This window comes from Thiopseudomonas acetoxidans (assembly GCF_030362935.1).
In the GTDB taxonomy this organism is placed as follows: domain Bacteria; phylum Pseudomonadota; class Gammaproteobacteria; order Pseudomonadales; family Pseudomonadaceae; genus Thiopseudomonas; species Thiopseudomonas acetoxidans.
This window is the reverse complement of record NZ_JAUCDY010000013.1, coordinates 57,421-73,369: the sequence shown is the minus strand read 5'-3', so window position 1 is coordinate 73,369 and position 15,949 is coordinate 57,421. Positions and strand designations below refer to the sequence as shown.

General features: G+C 48.3%; 13 protein-coding genes. 6 read left to right on the top strand and 7 right to left on the bottom strand.

Annotation, left to right across the window (positions count from 1 at the left end; all coding sequences use genetic code 11):
- Nucleotides 1–362 precede the first annotated feature (362 nt).
- Complete coding sequence (locus tag QEZ41_RS10205; protein ID WP_289411405.1) at nt 363–3,824, top strand: PAS domain-containing hybrid sensor histidine kinase/response regulator; 3,462 nt, start codon at nt 363–365, stop codon at nt 3,822–3,824.
- Between the two features lie 308 nt (nt 3,825–4,132).
- On the opposite strand, the gene QEZ41_RS10200 is transcribed toward QEZ41_RS10205, so the two are convergent.
- Complete coding sequence (locus QEZ41_RS10200; protein WP_289411404.1) at nt 4,133–4,426, bottom strand: aspartate-semialdehyde dehydrogenase; 294 nt, start codon at nt 4,424–4,426, stop codon at nt 4,133–4,135.
- Nucleotides 4,427–4,557: 131 nt separating this feature from the next.
- Between QEZ41_RS10200 and rapA the strand changes: the two genes are divergently transcribed.
- Both rapA and tsaA read left to right on the top strand, forming a co-directional pair.
- Complete coding sequence (gene rapA, locus QEZ41_RS10195; RefSeq protein ID WP_289411403.1) at nt 4,558–7,410, top strand: RNA polymerase-associated protein RapA; 2,853 nt, start codon at nt 4,558–4,560, stop codon at nt 7,408–7,410.
- A 230-nt stretch (nt 7,411–7,640) separates the two neighbouring features.
- Nucleotides 7,641–8,357 (top strand): tRNA (N6-threonylcarbamoyladenosine(37)-N6)-methyltransferase TrmO, encoded by a 717-nt coding sequence (gene tsaA, locus QEZ41_RS10190; protein WP_289411401.1) that lies wholly within the window; start codon nt 7,641–7,643, stop codon nt 8,355–8,357.
- Here the strand turns inward: tsaA and lolD are convergent.
- Both lolD and QEZ41_RS10180 read right to left on the bottom strand, forming a co-directional pair.
- Nucleotides 8,343–9,026, bottom strand: a complete 684-nt coding sequence (gene lolD, locus QEZ41_RS10185) for a lipoprotein-releasing ABC transporter ATP-binding protein LolD (RefSeq protein ID WP_289411399.1) — start codon at nt 9,024–9,026, stop codon at nt 8,343–8,345. The genes tsaA and lolD overlap by 15 nt on opposite strands.
- Nucleotides 9,019–10,266 carry a lipoprotein-releasing ABC transporter permease subunit gene (locus QEZ41_RS10180; protein WP_289411398.1) on the bottom strand — a complete coding sequence of 416 codons (1,248 nt, stop codon included), beginning with the start codon at nt 10,264–10,266 and terminating at the stop codon, nt 9,019–9,021. Before QEZ41_RS10180 ends, lolD begins: the two co-directional genes overlap by 8 nt.
- A 99-nt stretch (nt 10,267–10,365) precedes the next feature.
- Between QEZ41_RS10180 and QEZ41_RS10175 the strand changes: the two genes are divergently transcribed.
- From QEZ41_RS10175 to QEZ41_RS10165, 3 genes are read left to right on the top strand one after another with little or no spacing between them, the layout of a single operon-like run.
- Nucleotides 10,366–10,923, top strand: a complete 558-nt coding sequence (locus QEZ41_RS10175; RefSeq protein WP_289411397.1) for a PilZ domain-containing protein — start codon at nt 10,366–10,368, stop codon at nt 10,921–10,923.
- Nucleotide 10,924: 1 nt separating this feature from the next.
- Nucleotides 10,925–11,221, top strand: coding sequence for a phosphodiesterase (locus QEZ41_RS10170; RefSeq protein WP_289411396.1), 297 nt, complete (start codon nt 10,925–10,927; stop codon nt 11,219–11,221).
- On the top strand, nt 11,221–11,943 hold the full coding sequence (locus tag QEZ41_RS10165) for a glycerophosphodiester phosphodiesterase (protein WP_289411408.1): 723 nt from the start codon (nt 11,221–11,223) through the stop codon (nt 11,941–11,943). Before QEZ41_RS10170 ends, QEZ41_RS10165 begins: the two co-directional genes overlap by 1 nt.
- Nucleotides 11,944–11,994: 51 nt before the next feature.
- Here QEZ41_RS10165 and sthA read toward each other — a convergent pair whose 3' ends face one another.
- The 4 genes from sthA to nqrF are packed head-to-tail and all read right to left on the bottom strand — an operon-like array spanning nt 11,995 to nt 15,936.
- Nucleotides 11,995–13,386 carry a Si-specific NAD(P)(+) transhydrogenase gene (gene sthA / locus QEZ41_RS10160; protein WP_289411394.1) on the bottom strand — a complete coding sequence of 464 codons (1,392 nt, stop codon included), beginning with the start codon at nt 13,384–13,386 and terminating at the stop codon, nt 11,995–11,997.
- Nucleotides 13,387–13,440: 54 nt separating this feature from the next.
- The gene (nqrM, locus tag QEZ41_RS10155) at nt 13,441–13,686 is read right to left on the bottom strand and encodes a (Na+)-NQR maturation NqrM (RefSeq protein WP_289411393.1); all 246 of its coding nucleotides are present in this window, start codon (nt 13,684–13,686) and stop codon (nt 13,441–13,443) included.
- A 2-nt stretch (nt 13,687–13,688) separates the two neighbouring features.
- Complete coding sequence (locus QEZ41_RS10150) at nt 13,689–14,711, bottom strand: FAD:protein FMN transferase (protein WP_289411392.1); 1,023 nt, start codon at nt 14,709–14,711, stop codon at nt 13,689–13,691.
- 1 nt (nt 14,712) lies between these two features.
- Complete coding sequence (nqrF, locus tag QEZ41_RS10145) at nt 14,713–15,936, bottom strand: NADH:ubiquinone reductase (Na(+)-transporting) subunit F (RefSeq protein WP_289411391.1); 1,224 nt, start codon at nt 15,934–15,936, stop codon at nt 14,713–14,715.
- Between the last annotated feature and the right edge of the window lie 13 nt (nt 15,937–15,949).

The following is a 15,949-nucleotide window of genomic DNA, read 5'->3' as shown; positions in this document are numbered from 1 at the left end:
TGTTGACTATCATCCAATACCACAAGCACCCACACGAATTGCTTGATTAAAATGTTAAAGAACTGTTCAGAAGCTTTAGCTTTGCGCTAAGTGCGTCGCTGCATCTGAGGTGGCGTATTATAGACCCGCCTGACCGGTTGTCAACATCTTTCTGCACTTATTTTCGTAAGCCAAATGAATTATTTGCACCCAGACGACCATCCTACAGGACCGCGAAAAACTGTCAACTGGTGTTTTCACTTATTACTTACATAGAGCCCTTCCGCGTTGTTCTGCTAGAATGCGCTAAATTATTTTGTTGTTACTTTTTTCAATAGTACTGCCCGCAACCTTGTTGATGCATAACGTTTCTAGGCAATTTTATGACTATTCCCATCAGTCTTTTGACCACTGTTGCAGCCATCTATATGGCTATTTTATTCGCCATTGCATTTTATGGTGATCGTCGCAGCAAACCGGTGCATCCAAATCTGCGCGCTGCTATATATAGTCTCTCACTAGCTGTTTACTGCAGTAGCTGGACTTTTTTTGGCTCCGTTGGTCAAGCAGCTAATCAGATTTGGTCTTTTTTACCCATTTATCTTGGCCCTATCTTGCTGATGGTCTTTGCGCCCTGGGTCATCAAAAAAATGGTGATTATCAGTAAGCAAGAAAACATCACCTCTATTGCCGACTTTATTGCAGCTCGTTACGGCAAATCACAAAAGCTTGCTGTGTTTATTACTCTTATCTGTGTCGCGGGCGTTCTGCCGTACCTAGCACTGCAGCTAAAAGGTATCGTTCTTGGCGTTAACCTTCTCACTGGTGAAACCGATCATATAAACAATCTTTTCAGTCAAGATACCGCTCTAATCGTTACTGTCGTACTGGCTTTGTTCACTATTTTATTTGGTACTCGCAAACTCGATGTAACCGAACATCATCGCGGCCTGATGTTTGCGATTGCTTTCGAGTCGCTGGTCAAGCTACTGGCGTTTATCGTCATCGGCCTATTCGTAATTTATGGCTTATACGATGGCGTTGCGGATTTATGGCGTAGTGCACAAGAATCACCCGCACTTGAGGATTACTGGGACACTAGAACCAACTGGCCGCACATGATTGTGCAAACCTGTGTCGCCATGATGGCCATTTATACGCTGCCAAGACAGTTTCACGTCACAGCGGTAGAAAACAATGCCACCTCTGATTTACGTATTGCCCGCTGGGTTTTTCCCATTTATTTACTGATTGTGGCGCTATTTATTATCCCCCTGGCTTTAGCCGGACAGATGAGGCTTCCCAGCACTGTATTACCTGACACTTTTGTGATTAATCTACCGCTTGCTGAGGCGAGTCCTAAGTTAGCCATTTTGGCATTTTTAGGTGGTGCCTCTGCAGCTACAGGCATGGTGATTGTTGCAACCGTTACTATTTCTATAATGATCTCCAACCACATTCTTCTACCATTACTTCAACGCACCCGTACGACTGACCACCCATTTGAAGCCTTTCGTTATTGGATGCTCACTGCGCGCAGGCTGAGCATCATTGTCATTTTACTGCTTGCTTACCTGTGTTACAGACTGTTGAGCCCGAGCGCCAGTTTAGCCGTCATTGGGCAAACTGCTTTTGCAGCTATTACACAGCTAGCACCGGCCATGATTGGCGCTCTGATATGGAAGCAAGCCAATCGCCAAGGTGTATTTTCCGGATTAATAACAGGCGTTGCTGTTTGGGGTTACACTCTGGTCTTGCCGCTTATTGCATCAGGGATGGGCTGGTCTTTAGCGCACTTACCAGGGCTTGAGTGGCTTAATAACGGCCCGCTTACCAGCTTTATTGATCCGCATACGCTGGCAGTAACGCTCTCATTGGGCAGTAACTTTATTGTTTTCGCTTTGGTTTCATTATTTTCTCGCACACGCGTATCCGAGCACTGGCAAGCCAACCGGTTTATTGGCTTGCATGTCGGCAACAAATCGTCATTAAGTGTGCAAGTAAATGACCTTTTAACATTGGCTGGTCGCTTTGTCGGTAATGATCGCGCCAGACAAAGCTTTATTCGTTTCGCTTACAAACAAGGCAAGGGTTTTAATCCTAACGATACCGCCAGCAGCGAGTGGATTGCCCACACCGAACGCCTGCTTGCTGGGGTTTTAGGTGCTTCCTCCACCAGAGTTGTGGTTAAAGCGGCTATTGAAGGGCGTGAAATGCATGTTGAGGATGTAGTCCGCATAGTTGGCGAAGCCTCAGAAGCCTTGCAATTTAACCGGACACTTTTGCAAGGCGCCATCGAGAACATCACCCAAGGTATCAGCGTGGTCGATCGCTCACTGCGTCTCGTTGCGTGGAATAGAAGGTACTTAAAGCTGTTTGATTATCCCGAAGAACTCATCACAGTTGGCCGTCCTATTGCAGACATTATTCGCCATAACGCCGAAAAAGGGCTTTGTGGTCCCGGCGATGTAGAGACTCATGTTAGTAAGCGTCTGTACTGGATGCGTCAAGGCACTGCTCACACCTCTGAGCGTATGTTTCCTAATGGTCGCGTGATTGAGCTGATCGGTAACCCTATGCCCGGCGGCGGCTTCGTTATGAGTTTTACTGATATTACGGCTTTCCGTGAAGCTGAACGCGATTTAAAAATAGCCAACGAAAGCCTTGAACAAAGAGTCAGTGAGCGCACCAAAGAGCTATCAGAGCTCAACCTTGCCTTAATTGAAGCCAAACGCTTAGCTGAAGATGCCAACCAATCCAAGACTCGATTTTTGGCCGCCGTTAGCCATGATTTAATGCAGCCCTTAAATGCGGCAAGGCTCTTTTCTGCGGCTTTATCACACCAAGACTCACTACCCAAGGAGGTTATAGAGCTGGTACAAAACCTAGACAACTCATTAGGCTCTGCCGAAGATCTTATTAGCGATCTGCTTGATATTTCACGCATTGAGAGCGGCCGCATCACAACCCATGTGCAACCTTTTGCTTTAGAGCCTTGGTTAGATGCCTTAGGCGCTGAGTTTAATGTTTTAGCTCAGCAGCAAGGCATAGACTTCCGCTTACGCACCAGCAAGCTTTTGGTTAACAGTGACGCCAAGCTGTTAAGACGCATAGTCCAAAACTTTCTCACCAATGCGTTTCGTTATGCTCAAGGGCAGGTTTTGCTCGGTGTTCGCCGCCGTGGCGAAATATTGCGTATAGAGGTTTGGGACAAAGGGCAGGGTATTCCAGAAGATAAACTGCAGTTTATATTTGAAGAGTTTAAACGCCTAGACAGCCATCAGACACGGGAAGAAAAAGGCTTAGGGCTTGGGTTGGCTATTGCAGATGGTTTATGTCGCGTATTAAACCATAAACTAGAAGTGCAATCCTGGGTTGGCAAAGGCAGCGTATTTAGCATTAGCGTACCTATTTTCCGCGGCAAGCTCCCTAGTAACGTAACAACAACGACCAGCTCAAACAGCAATACAGCGATGCAAAATCTTAATGTGCTTTGTGTTGATAACGAAGAAAGTATTCTTATCGGCATGCACAGCTTACTAACGCGTTGGGGTTGCAGTGTATATACAGCTCGCAACCGTGATGAATGCCAAACCTTGCTCGAAGCCGGTTTGCAGCCTGACATTGTATTAATTGATTACCACCTGGACCATGGTGAAACGGGTATTAACTTAATGCATTGGCTACAGCAGCAGCTTGATAATACAGACTTGCCCGGAATCGTTATTAGCGCTGATGGCCGCGATGAACTAATGAAGCGTGTACAGGAAGCTGGCTTAGACTTCTTATCTAAACCGGTTAAACCGGCGGCTTTGCGTGCGCTGATAAATAGATTTTTGGCTTAACAAAAAAAGGCGACCGAAGTCGCCTAAATTGCCTTGCGTGCCCTGCTTTAAAAAGACTTACTCTTGTCCGTCTCCAGCCTTTTTAACAAAAATCCAGAATGCCACTAAAAAAGCAACCATTAAGAGAACTGTTCCAGCACCCGCAAATACAACAACATCCATAAACATAATTCGCTCCTACGCCCGAGTAATTTCAGGTAAAAGATAGGTTAGGCGCGCCATGCGCTTATTGACTAGGATCAACAGAGCATCTGTTACCAAGTAATGCTGCAAAATTAATAGGTTAGAGCCCACGCAAGCCAAAGTGTTTACACCTTAATATCAATCCATAATCCGCGTCTCGACATTCCTTTAGTCTTTTTGCTCTCAGGGTCTGTTTCTTCGCCTTCCTCTGAAGACCGCTCTTGTGCCTGCTGTTTTTGGCGCCGCCTTTGTTCTTCGCGTAGACGCTCACGCACCTCTTCACTATTATTTTGCATAGCAACATCGCCTGCTTCAGAATTATTCTGCGGCGGAACTACAGGCGGCACGTCTGGACGCTGTTTAACAGCATCTTGCTGTGCCGTAACAGGCACCAAGCCTTGCGGTATCGGGGGAAGCATTTAACACCTCCAAACAGGGACCAAGTACTAAGCAAATACACTCTATGTGTGACCCTACTATTAAACAATCGTGCCCTGAAAGCTAGTATCCGTTAACATACCCTCTTTTTAATTTCCGCACGGAGAACAGCATGCTTCAGCAGTATCAACCCGGACAACGTTGGATCAGTGACAGCGAGGCCGAACTTGGCCTTGGTACTGTACTAACCTGTGACGGACGTTTACTGACTCTTCTATACCCTGCCAGCGGGGAAACACGTCAATACTCGCAACGTAACGCACCCTTAACGCGCGTGCGCTTTGTGCCCGGCGATGAAATCAGCCACTTTGAAGGTTGGCACATGATCGTTCACGAAACAGAAGAGCATGAAGGCCTACTCATCTATCACGGTTTCAACCAAAACAACCAAGCCTGCTCCTTGCCGGAAACCGAACTCTCTAATTTTATCCAGTTTCGTCTTGCCAGTGATCGCTTGTTAGCTGGACAGGTTGATCCATTACCTTGGTTTAACTTGCGCTACCAAAGCTTGCTGCATCGCAGCCAACAGCAACAGTCTGAGCTCTGGGGTTTGGCAGGCGTACGCGCCCAGCCTATTGCGCACCAACTGCATATTGCCCAAGAGGTTGCTGACCGTGTAGCACCTAGGGTTTTATTGGCTGATGAAGTGGGGCTAGGCAAAACGATTGAAGCGGGACTTATCATCCACCGTCAGCTTTTGTCTGGCCGCGCCAGTCGAGTATTACTTATCGTTCCTGAAACTCTAGTGCACCAATGGCTGGTGGAACTGCTACGACGCTTTAACTTATCGGCCAGTATTTTTGACGAAGAGCGACTACTGGCTTGCGATGCGGACAACCCTTTCGAGGATGCACAGATTGCGTTGATGTCACTTGACTGGATTGTTGAAAACCGCGGTGCCCAACAGTCTTTACTGGCTGCCCACTGGGATATTCTGGTAGTAGATGAAGCGCACCACCTACGTTGGCATCCAGAGCAAGCCAGCCCTGCATATCAACTTGTTGAACAGCTGGCTCAGCGTATTGCCAGCGTTTTACTGCTCACAGCCACTCCTGAGCAACTCGGTCAAGAAAGCCATTTTGCGCGCTTGCGTTTGCTCGACCCAGTGCGCTTCCATGATCCAACCGCCTTGCAACAAGAGAGCCAGCACTACCGTACCATCGCTGATGCCGTCACTGAGTTGCTTGAACAACAACAGCTCTCCAGTAACAACCAGCGGGTTATTGAAGAGTTTTTAGGTGAGAGCGAGCGCGTATTGGTGCAGGCCGCCAGCCAAGGTGTCAGCGATGCTGTACAACGCTTAATTCGTGCGTTGTTGGACCGCCATGGTACTGGCCGCATACTGTTTCGCAACACGCGCGCCACATTGCGCAACTTCCCTGAACGGATACTGCACCCCAGTCCTCTGTCTTTGCCTGAAGTTTATAAAGTGGACAATACCACCCTTAAAGGCCAGCTTTACCCTGAGCTGTTTTTCCAGTCACAACAAGCGCAAGGAGATAAAGAACGCTGGTGGCAATTTGACCCTAGGATCGACTGGTTAATCGCTCTGCTAAAAAACCTCAAGCAGGAAAAGGTACTGCTGATTTGTGCCAGCTCTTACACAGCGCTGGATCTTGAAGAAGCTCTACGCATTCGCACAGGTATCGCCGCCACTACTTTCCATGAAGGCATGACCATTGTTGAGCGCGATCGCGCTGCTGCGTGGTTTGCAGATGAAGAGTACGGTGCCCAGATTCTTTTATGCTCAGAAATCGGCAGTGAAGGCCGCAACTTCCAGTTCAGCCACCATTTGGTGCTGTTTGATTTACCGCAGCACCCTGACTTGCTCGAGCAGCGCATTGGTCGCCTAGATCGTATCGGCCAGAAACACCCCATTGAAATCCATGTGCCCTACTTTACTCACAGCGCCCAACAACGCCTGCTGGATTGGTACCATTTGGGACATAACGCGTTTTTATCTACCAGTCCCACCGCGCAGACATTGGAAGAGCGTTATCAAGACGTCCTCCTACCCTTACTGCAAAACCCCACTGAAGATGAAGAAGCTTGGCTGCAACTCATCGACGAGGTCAAACAAGCTCGACTTGAGCTTAGCGATGAAATGCAAAAAGGCCGTGACCGTTTATTAGAAATCAACTCCAATGGTCTAGGTAATGGTGAGCGCTTTATTGAGGCAATCCATCAACAGGAACGCAATTTCGATCTACCCATCTATATGGAACAGCTATTCAATGCGTTTGGTATCGATAGTGAAGATCATTCAGACAACGCCTTTATTTTACGTCCTAGCGAAAAAATGCTCGATGCCAGCTTCCCGCTGGGCAATGACGAAGCCGTAACCATTACCTATGACCGCGAACTGGCCTTAGCTCGTGAAGACATGCAGTTCATCACTTGGGAGCACCCCATGGTGCAAGGCGGTATGGATTTAGTTCTTTCCGGCCCCATGGGTAACACAGGCGTTGCGCTACTCAAAAACAAAGCCATTCCAGCCGGTACAGTACTCGTTGAGTTGATCTTTGTTAGTGAAGTTATAGCTCCCAAGCATCTACAGCTGTCTCGCTATATGCCAGCGACCATTTCTCGCTGCCTGCTGGATGAAAAGGGACGCGATCTGGCCGATAAAGTCAGCTTTAGTACACTTAATGAACAGCTAGCATCAGTGCCACGCGCCAGTGCTGCCAAGTTTGCCCGCGCACAACGCGAACAACTTGTGCCACTACTTGATACTGCGGAAAAACAAATGCTCGTGCAGCATCAAGAGCGCACCCAGCAGGCCCGCACGGCATTTAGCAATGCACTGACTGATGAAATCAACCGTCTCAGTGCTCTACAGAAGGTCAACGCCAACGTGCGTGATGATGAAATCAACACCCTAAGAAAGCACCTAGACGAAGGCTTAGCGCTGCTAGACAAAGCCGTTGTTAGACTCGAGGCTGTGCGTGTGCTGGTGGCAGGATAATCAGATTGGCAGCGCAGCTCGTCAGTCCACCAAGCGCGAACTGACGAGCTGCCTTACCAGTGTTACTTGAGGAACCTCTGAATAACGTTACCGAGGACGCTAACACAAGGCAAAAACGTGCGAAAAAGCGCAGTTTACACCGAGTAAATGAGCATTTTGAGTACGTTTTTAACGCAGTGGTAGCTACGCAGGTAGTTATTCAGAGGCTTCTTGATATAGGTAAAACATCCATGCAGGAACAGTATCAGCTCAGTCCTATTGGTCACGTGCAATCTTGTTTTGCGGAAAAGTTTGCCATCCCACGTCAACCTGCTTTAGCTCCTGCTGCACAGGGGCGCATTATATTGCTCCCGCCTTACAACCAAGCGCAAGCATTGGCTGGCTTAGAGAAAGTTAGTCATATCTGGGTAATTTTTGTATTTCATCAGGCGCTCAATCAGCAGCATCGGCTGCAAGTGCGCCCTCCCCGCTTAGGTGGTAACCAGCGCATTGGCGTGTTTGCCAGCCGTGCCAGCCACAGGCCCAACAGTATCGGCCAATCGGTGGTTCGCCTTGATGCAATTACAGCGGAGGGTCAGTTGCTCATTTCCGGCTTAGATCTGCTCGATGGCACGCCTGTATTGGATATCAAACCTTACATTCCCTTCGTTGATACCGTGCCCAATGCCTACAATCACATCGCTGAACAACCACCACAGTTGATACAGATAGACTGGACGCCACAGGCAAAGGCGCAAGCCCAACAACATGCTCAGCGGCTTGCGCAGCCACTACTCGAATTGATTGAGCAGTGTCTGGCGCAAGATCCTAAACCTGCTTACCAGCAACCTGACTCCACACGTCATTATGGTGTGTGCTTTTATGACATCAATGTCACTTGGCATTATCCCAGCGCCGATCGTATTTGCGTATTGAATGTTGAGCAAAACAACTCAATCAGTCACTAACACCCCATCTTCTAAACGCCATACCGCCTGCATTTGCGCCGCCAGATCGGGATCGTGGGTGACCACCAAAAAACTTGTGCCTAAAGACTCGGATAGCTCAAGCATCAATGCTTGAATTTTTTGTGCTGTACTGCGATCAAGGTTTCCGGTGGGCTCATCAAGCAACACCAGCTCAGGACGGTTGACCAAAGCTCGCGCAATTGCCACGCGCTGACGTTCCCCGCCAGACAACTCTGAAGGCTTGTGATTGATACGATGTTGCAAGCCTACACGCTCCAGCAGCTTGATAGCACGCTCACGCGCTTCTACTATCGGGGTAGTGCCTATCAACAACGGCATGCAGACATTTTCTAAAGAGGTAAATTCAGGTAGCAAATGGTGAAACTGATACACAAAGCCTAATGCTCTATTTCTGAGCAAGCCTCGTTTGCGCTCTGACAAAGCCGACAGCTCTTCACCTGCCAACCACACGCTGCCAGAAGTGGGTATATCCAAACCAGCCAGCATATTCAGCAAAGTGGTTTTACCCGAACCGGAACTACCCACAATAGCAATACGCTCACCTGCATGTAGTTTTAAGTCCACCTGCTTCAATACGGACACAGCTTCCGGCCCTTCTTGATAGGTTTTTATCAGCTGCCGACACTCTAAAACCACTGACTTACTCATAACGCAAAGCCTCCGCAGGTTGCGTACGTGACGCGCGCCACGCCGGGTAAAGCGTAGCTAAAAAGCTCATGCCAAGTGCGGCTGAGCAAATCAGCGTGACGTCCTCCCAACGTAACTCGGAAGGCAAATAACTAATAAAGTACACATCTGAGCTTAAAAACTGATGACCCAACAGGGACTCCAAGGCAGCCACCCACGCGGTGACATTCAACGCCGAAATAACACCCAGCACACCGCCAATCAGAGTTCCCACCACACCGATTAGGGTTCCCTGCACCATAAATACCGCCATGATTTGTCTAGGTGAAGCACCTAATGTACGCAGAATAGCGATATCCGCTTTTTTATCCGTAACCACCATAACCAGCGTCGAAATAATATTAAACGCCGCCACCGCGACAATCAGTAGCAGCAATAAGCCAATCATGGTTTTTTCCATTTGAATGGCTTGAAATAAATTGCCATGACTGCGCGTCCAGTCGCGGGGACGTAAATCCTTATCCGCTATCGTATTGGCTATTTCCCATGACACACGCGGTGCATCAAATAAATTATTCAGCTTTAAACGAATACCTTCCACCTGCTGCACCTGCCAGCGAGACAAGCGCGCTGCGTCTTCAATATGAATAAGCGCCATAGAGCCATCAAGCTCTGCGCCCACCTTAAAAACACCCTGTACAGTAAAACGTTTCAGTCGAGGAAACACACCCGCCGGAGTGATTGAGGCCTCCGGCAAAATAAACGTGATTTTATCGCCGACATTCACGTTAAAACGTCGTGCAATTATTTCACCGATCACCATCCCAAACTCGCCGGGCTGTAAATTGTCTAACTGACCAGCAACCATATGCTGACTAATAATCGAAACGTCTTTCTCAGCTTCTGGCAATACGCCGGTAACCAGCACTGGTTGCACATTACCTGTATGCGTCAACATGCCCTGCAACTGGGTAAAAGGAGCTATGGCCTGAACGTCTTTGTGTTGAGAAACCTGTTTGCCTACGGCGCGCCAATCATCCAAAGGCGTATAAGAGCTCACGGTCGCGTGGGGCACCATGCCCAAAATTCGCGTGCGCAACTCACGGTCAAAGCCGTTCATAACTGACAGCACCAGAATCATGACCAGTACGCCCAGTGCTAAACCAATCATTGAAGTCAGTGATATAAAAGAGATAAAGTGATTACGTCGTTTGGCGCGCGTATAGCGCATGCCTATGAATAGTGACAAGGGTCGAAACATAATGGATTTAATTCACATAATATAAGGGTCGGTTAGCAGTTTTGCCTACTTGGCTCTAAACTCTAGCTGCCATTTTATTGCTGGATACTTGGATCAAACATGTCAAAGCAAGATAAAACAGAGCGTCGCGAATACTATCGTATTCACGACGAAATCGCACTGCAAATAAATACCGACTACTCAGATTTCGTTAATGAGTCTTCGCTGTTTAATTTGCTCAACGAACTATATTTGCTTGAGCATGAAGCACAGCCTTTGTTGCGCGCCATCAGCGAACAACAGCGTACACTGGTTAACTATTTAAAAATAACCAACAAACGTATTGATCTACTGGCACAAGCTCTAGCACAGAACCTACTTAAAGACTTCCCCAAGCCTCAGCAAACCACCCTATCAGAGGGGGGATTATCTTTTTTTAGTCATCAAAGCTTTAAGCGGGGGCAAACCCTGTATTTAAAGATGCTGCTGCTGCCGCAAGCTTTAGCCCTGCAGCTAACCGCCACCGTGGTTGACACCCGTAAAAAACCAGACGGCCGTCTAAAAACAGCCGTCACCTTTGTTGATTTAACCGAGTCGCAGCGCCAAATTTTGGCACGCCACATTTTGCAAAAACAAGCCCATGAACGCCGTCAAGCATTACTAGAGGAGAATAGCTGACATGCGCACCTTATTCTTAGCTCTAACTGTGGCTCTCGCTAGCTACAGCGTACACAGCCAAGCAGACACCCTAAGAATCCCTATTAATCAGCAAGGTTCTCAAGTAGATAGCAACCTGCCAATCTTTGGTGAGAGTCAACAACGGGTTTTATCCGTGCACGGGCAGCCGGTTAAACGCCACCCAAGCATTGGTCAGCCGCCCATTACCCGTTGGGACTATGAGGATTTTTCAGTATATTTTGAATATACGACCGTGATTAACAGTGTGAAACACCACAAACCAAAAGTAGCTCATTAATAATGCTGGTATATGGACATCGCGGTGCTAAAGGAATAGCTCCGGAAAATACCCTAGCCGGTTTTCGCCACTGCTTAGAGGCAGGAGTTACACGTTGCGAACTTGATTTGCAGTTATCTTTAGACGAACAGCTCATTGTTTTCCATGATAACAACTTAAAACGCCTAACCGGGCGTAGAGGCAAAGTTAAACACAAAACAGCCGCCGAACTGCAACACTACAGTATTCGTGATACCGCATTAAACTGGCCTACAACCTGCCCCATCCCAACTCTGGCGCAGCTATTTGCATGCTGTGCATTTGACCACTGGCAGCTTGAGGTTAAACCGCTGTCTCGCAAAAAATCGGTAATCGCAATCAAGGCTATTGCACGCTTAGTAGAGCAATTTGAACTGCAAGATAGGGTCACTATCACCAGCAGCAGCGCTCAGGTATTAAAAGCCGCACAACATTACGCTCCTCATATCAGCAGAGGGCTTGTGGCTGAATACGGCTGGCTAGACCCCATTAAAACTGCTATGCGCTACCAATGCTCATTGCTGGCACTGAATTGGACTTTATGTACAGAACAGAGAACCCAAAAGGCCAAATCCGCTGGTCTGCATCTTTCTGTGTGGACGGTAAACGAGCCCAAGCTGATGCTTAGGCTCGCTCAGTACGAAGTAGACAGCCTGATTACAGACTTTCCCGGTTTGGCCAGCGCCACCCTTGGGAATTACTAAACAATGCCTCAAAAGTAGCTCCGACCAGCTCAGGCCACTGACCGGAGCTGGTTAAAAAAGCCGGTTTAGGCCATCGTATGAGGCGACACGATAGGCTTCAGCCATAGTCGGGAAATTAAAGGTCGTATTAATGAAGTATTTAATAGAGTTAGCTTCTCCGGGCTGATTCATAATGGCTTGACCAATATGCACAATTTCCGAAGCCTGATAACCAAAACAGTGCACACCGAGCAACTCAAAGGTTTCACGATGGAAGAGTATCTTCAACATACCGGTGGTTTCACCTGAAATCTGTGCGCGCGCCATGCTCTTAAAGAACGCCTTACCCACTTCATAAGGTACTTTATCCTGCGTCAGCTCCTGCTCGGTTTTACCGATAGAGCTAATTTCAGGAATGGTATAAATGCCGGTCGGCACATCATCAACAAAATGCCAGCTACCGTCATCAATAATGTTGCCTGCCGCAGAACGCCCTTGGTCATAGGCCGCACTGGCAAGGCTTGGCCAACCAATCACGTCTCCGGCGGCATAGATATTTGGCACTTCAGTGCGGTAATACTCATCCACTGGGATTTGACCACGGCTATTGGCGCTTAGGCCGACGTTTTCAAGACCAAGCTGATCAGTGTTACCCGTGCGACCATTACACCAGAGGAAACCATCGGCTTTGATTTTCTTACCGGACTTAAGGTGCAAAATGACGCCGTTTTCAACCCCTTCAACACGGTCATACTCTTCGTTGTGACGAATAAGCACGTTGTTGTTACGCAGGTGATAGCTTAGCGCGTCAGAAATTTCGCGATCCAAGAAGTTAAGTAGCTGGTCGCGCGTATCAATCAAATCCACCAGTACGCCCAAGCCGCTGAATATAGAAGCGTACTCACAACCAATCACACCCGCACCATAAACAATCAAACGACGAGGCGTGTAACCTAAAGTTAAAATCGTATCGCTGTCATAAATGCGGGGGTGGTTAAAATCGATACCCGCAGGACGGTAAGGACGCGAACCTGTCGCAATGATCACCTGATTGGCGACCAACTTTTCCACACGACTCGGACCAACCACATCAACACTATGCTCATCAGCAAAGCTGGCTGTACCAAAGTACACATCTATACGGTTACGCGCGTAATAATTGGTACGCGAAGCTACCTGACGCTCAATGACGCTCTCTGCACTTTTTAATACGTCTGGAAACGAAAACCAACGCGGCTCACCGATCTGACGGAACATAGAGTTGGTGTTAAAACGTAAAATTTGGCGCACCGAATGACGCAACGCTTTGGAAGGTATAGTGCCTAAATGGGTACTATTACCGCCTACTACTCCTCGGCTTTCTACTACTGCAACTTTGCGCCCTGCTTTCGCCGCATTCATCGCTGCCCCTTCGCCCGCAGGACCTGAACCGAGAATTACTATGTCATAGTTATATACAGCCATTTAGACTCCTTGAATACCGAAACTTTGCTCGGCACTTATATTTTTATATACCAACTATTTTGTTTTTGCAGCATCGTATGCCAAGTCAACTGCAGGAGAGGCCTGGATATCGCTATTCGCTTCTTCACATTTCTCGCGCACACCACCACAAATAGAACACTCTTTTTCAATACCCAGACTGGCAATACCGCCGCACGAGCCGGCAATCGGCTTACGCCCAGCCAATACACCTGCAGCCAGCCCAATAAAAACCAGCAGCATCACTGCAAAAACCACAAAAAACATCGTTAAAAAGCTCATGACTACTCTCCTTCTGGGAAACGCTCAGTAAACTTTGGACTGGTATAAGTCACAAAAGTATCCCCTTCGCGCACCACAAATAAAGCAGCCACATCGTGCTGCTTGGAAAACTCCATCCCCTCATCCAAACCTAACACTAACAACACAGTACCTAAAGCATCTGCCACTAGAGCAGAACGGTCAATAACGGTTACTGCCGCTAGGTTATGGGCTACAGGAACACCTGTTTTGGGGTTGAGCGTGTGAGAAAACCGTATTCCGTCTTCTTCAAAATAATTGCGATAGTCACCTGAGGTATTCACCCCCCAACCATCTAGCTCTAAAATCCGCTGAACGACGCGCTCGCCATTATCTACTGGCTGCTCAATGGCGATACGCCAAGGCGAGCCATCATGCTTTTTGCCTTTGGCAATTATCTCACCGGTCACTTCAATTAAATAACTAGAAATACCTAACTCTTCAAAGCGCTTACCAATGCGATCAACCGTGTAACCAGCAGCGATACTGTTTAAATCGAGCTTTAAGTCACGCTCTTTACACAGTTCATTCCCTTTAATACTTAAATATTGATAACCCATACCGTGCTTTGCTTCATTTATTTCTTCTTCAGTAGGAATACGTTTACCGCGGCTGTTAGGGCCAAATCCCCAAGCATTTAATAAGGGTTCAATGGTGATATCAAACTGGCCGTCACTTAATTCGGACAGCTCATTTGTATAGCTTATCAATTCCAGCACGGGCCTTGGCATCACTGCACAGCTGCCAGCGGGCAATTGATTAAATTTGGATAGATCTGAATCTAGACGATAGGTCGACATCTGACGGTCAACCTCATCAAGTATCGCTTGAACGGCAACACCCGCTGCATCTGCAGCAGGCGTTCCAGAGTTTGAAACATACTTGATGGTATAGGTGCTGCCCATGGTGGGGCCTGTGAGCACCTCAACGCGCTCAGCAGGTTGACACCCACTAAGCGCAATAGAGATTGATGCTAAAGACGCGCCCCATAACAGGTTGCGCAACATGCTAACCTCCAAAGTCATCCAACAAGATGTTTTCAGGCTCTACACCAAGGTCTTCGAGCATCTTGATGACTGCGGCGTTCATCATGGGTGGCCCACACATGTAGTACTCACAGTCCTCTGGTGCAGGGTGATCCTTGAGATAGTTTTCGTACAGAACGTTATGGATAAACCCGGTCATGCCAGTCCAGTTGTCCTCTGGCAGAGGATCGGACAGGGCCAGATGCCATTTGAAGTTTTCGTTTTCTTCTTGCAGCTTGTCATACTCGTCCACATAGAAAGCTTCACGCAGTGAACGGGCACCGTACCAGAAGCTGATCTTGCGCTTGGACTTCAGACGCTTGAGCTGGTCAAAGATATGCGAGCGCATTGGCGCCATACCGGCACCACCACCGATAAACACCATTTCGGCATCGGTATCCTTGGCAAAGAAGTCACCAAAGGGACCGTATACGGTAACCTTGTCACCCGGTTTCAAGCTAAACACATACGAAGACATGATGCCCGCTGGCAAATCATCACGACCCGGCGGTGGTGTGGCGATACGGATATTGAACTTGACCATACCCTTCTCTTCCGGGTAGTTGGCCATCGAGTAGGCACGAATGGTCGGCTCTTTAACATCAGACACATAGCGCCAGATGTTGAACTTGTCCCAGTCTTCGTGGAATTTCTCTTCGATATCAAAATCCTTGTATTCCACCCGGTGCGGCGGACACTCCAGCTGCACATAACCACCTGCGCGGAAGTTTACATCCTCGCCTTCGGGCAGAATCAGGGTCAGCTCTTTAATGAAAGTGGCCACGTTGGGGTTGGAACCCACGGTGCACTCCCACTTCTTGACGCCAAACACCTCTTCGGGGATCTGGATTTTCATGTCCTGCTTGACGTTTACCTGACAAGACAGACGCCAGCCCTCGTTGGCCTCACGGCGGGTGAAGTGGCTGCCTTCAGCCGGCAGCATGTCGCCGCCGCCCTCAAACACCTGGCACTTGCACTGGGCACAGGTACCACCACCACCACAGGCAGAGGAAAGGAAGATATTGTTCGCAGCCAGGGTTTGCAGCAGCTTGCTGCCAGCTGGAACGGTTACAGTACGCTCATCATTGATAAGAATACTCACATCGCCAGTGGAAACCAGCTTGGCGCGTGCTATCAGAATAATTACCACCAGTGCCAGCACTATGGCGGTGAACATTCCGATGGCTAGAAAGACTTCGAAACTCATTGTTCACTGCTCC

Bases quoted from the DNA above. Each gene is read 5' to 3' on its own strand.
- sthA (WP_289411394.1), bottom strand. From the start codon at position 13,386: ATGGCTGTATATAACTATGACATAGTAATTCTCGGTTCAGGTCCTGCG.
- rapA (WP_289411403.1), top strand. From the start codon at position 4,558: ATGCTTCAGCAGTATCAACCCGGACAACGTTGGATCAGTGACAGCGAG.
- tsaA (WP_289411401.1), top strand. From the start codon at position 7,641: ATGCAGGAACAGTATCAGCTCAGTCCTATTGGTCACGTGCAATCTTGT.
- QEZ41_RS10200 (WP_289411404.1), bottom strand. From the start codon at position 4,426: ATGCTTCCCCCGATACCGCAAGGCTTGGTGCCTGTTACGGCACAGCAA.
- QEZ41_RS10175 (WP_289411397.1), top strand. From the start codon at position 10,366: ATGTCAAAGCAAGATAAAACAGAGCGTCGCGAATACTATCGTATTCAC.
- nqrM (WP_289411393.1), bottom strand. From the start codon at position 13,686: ATGAGCTTTTTAACGATGTTTTTTGTGGTTTTTGCAGTGATGCTGCTG.
- nqrF (WP_289411391.1), bottom strand. From the start codon at position 15,936: ATGAGTTTCGAAGTCTTTCTAGCCATCGGAATGTTCACCGCCATAGTG.
- QEZ41_RS10170 (WP_289411396.1), top strand. From the start codon at position 10,925: ATGCGCACCTTATTCTTAGCTCTAACTGTGGCTCTCGCTAGCTACAGC.
- QEZ41_RS10205 (WP_289411405.1), top strand. From the start codon at position 363: ATGACTATTCCCATCAGTCTTTTGACCACTGTTGCAGCCATCTATATG.
- QEZ41_RS10180 (WP_289411398.1), bottom strand. From the start codon at position 10,266: ATGTTTCGACCCTTGTCACTATTCATAGGCATGCGCTATACGCGCGCC.
- QEZ41_RS10150 (WP_289411392.1), bottom strand. From the start codon at position 14,711: ATGTTGCGCAACCTGTTATGGGGCGCGTCTTTAGCATCAATCTCTATT.
- lolD (WP_289411399.1), bottom strand. From the start codon at position 9,026: ATGAGTAAGTCAGTGGTTTTAGAGTGTCGGCAGCTGATAAAAACCTAT.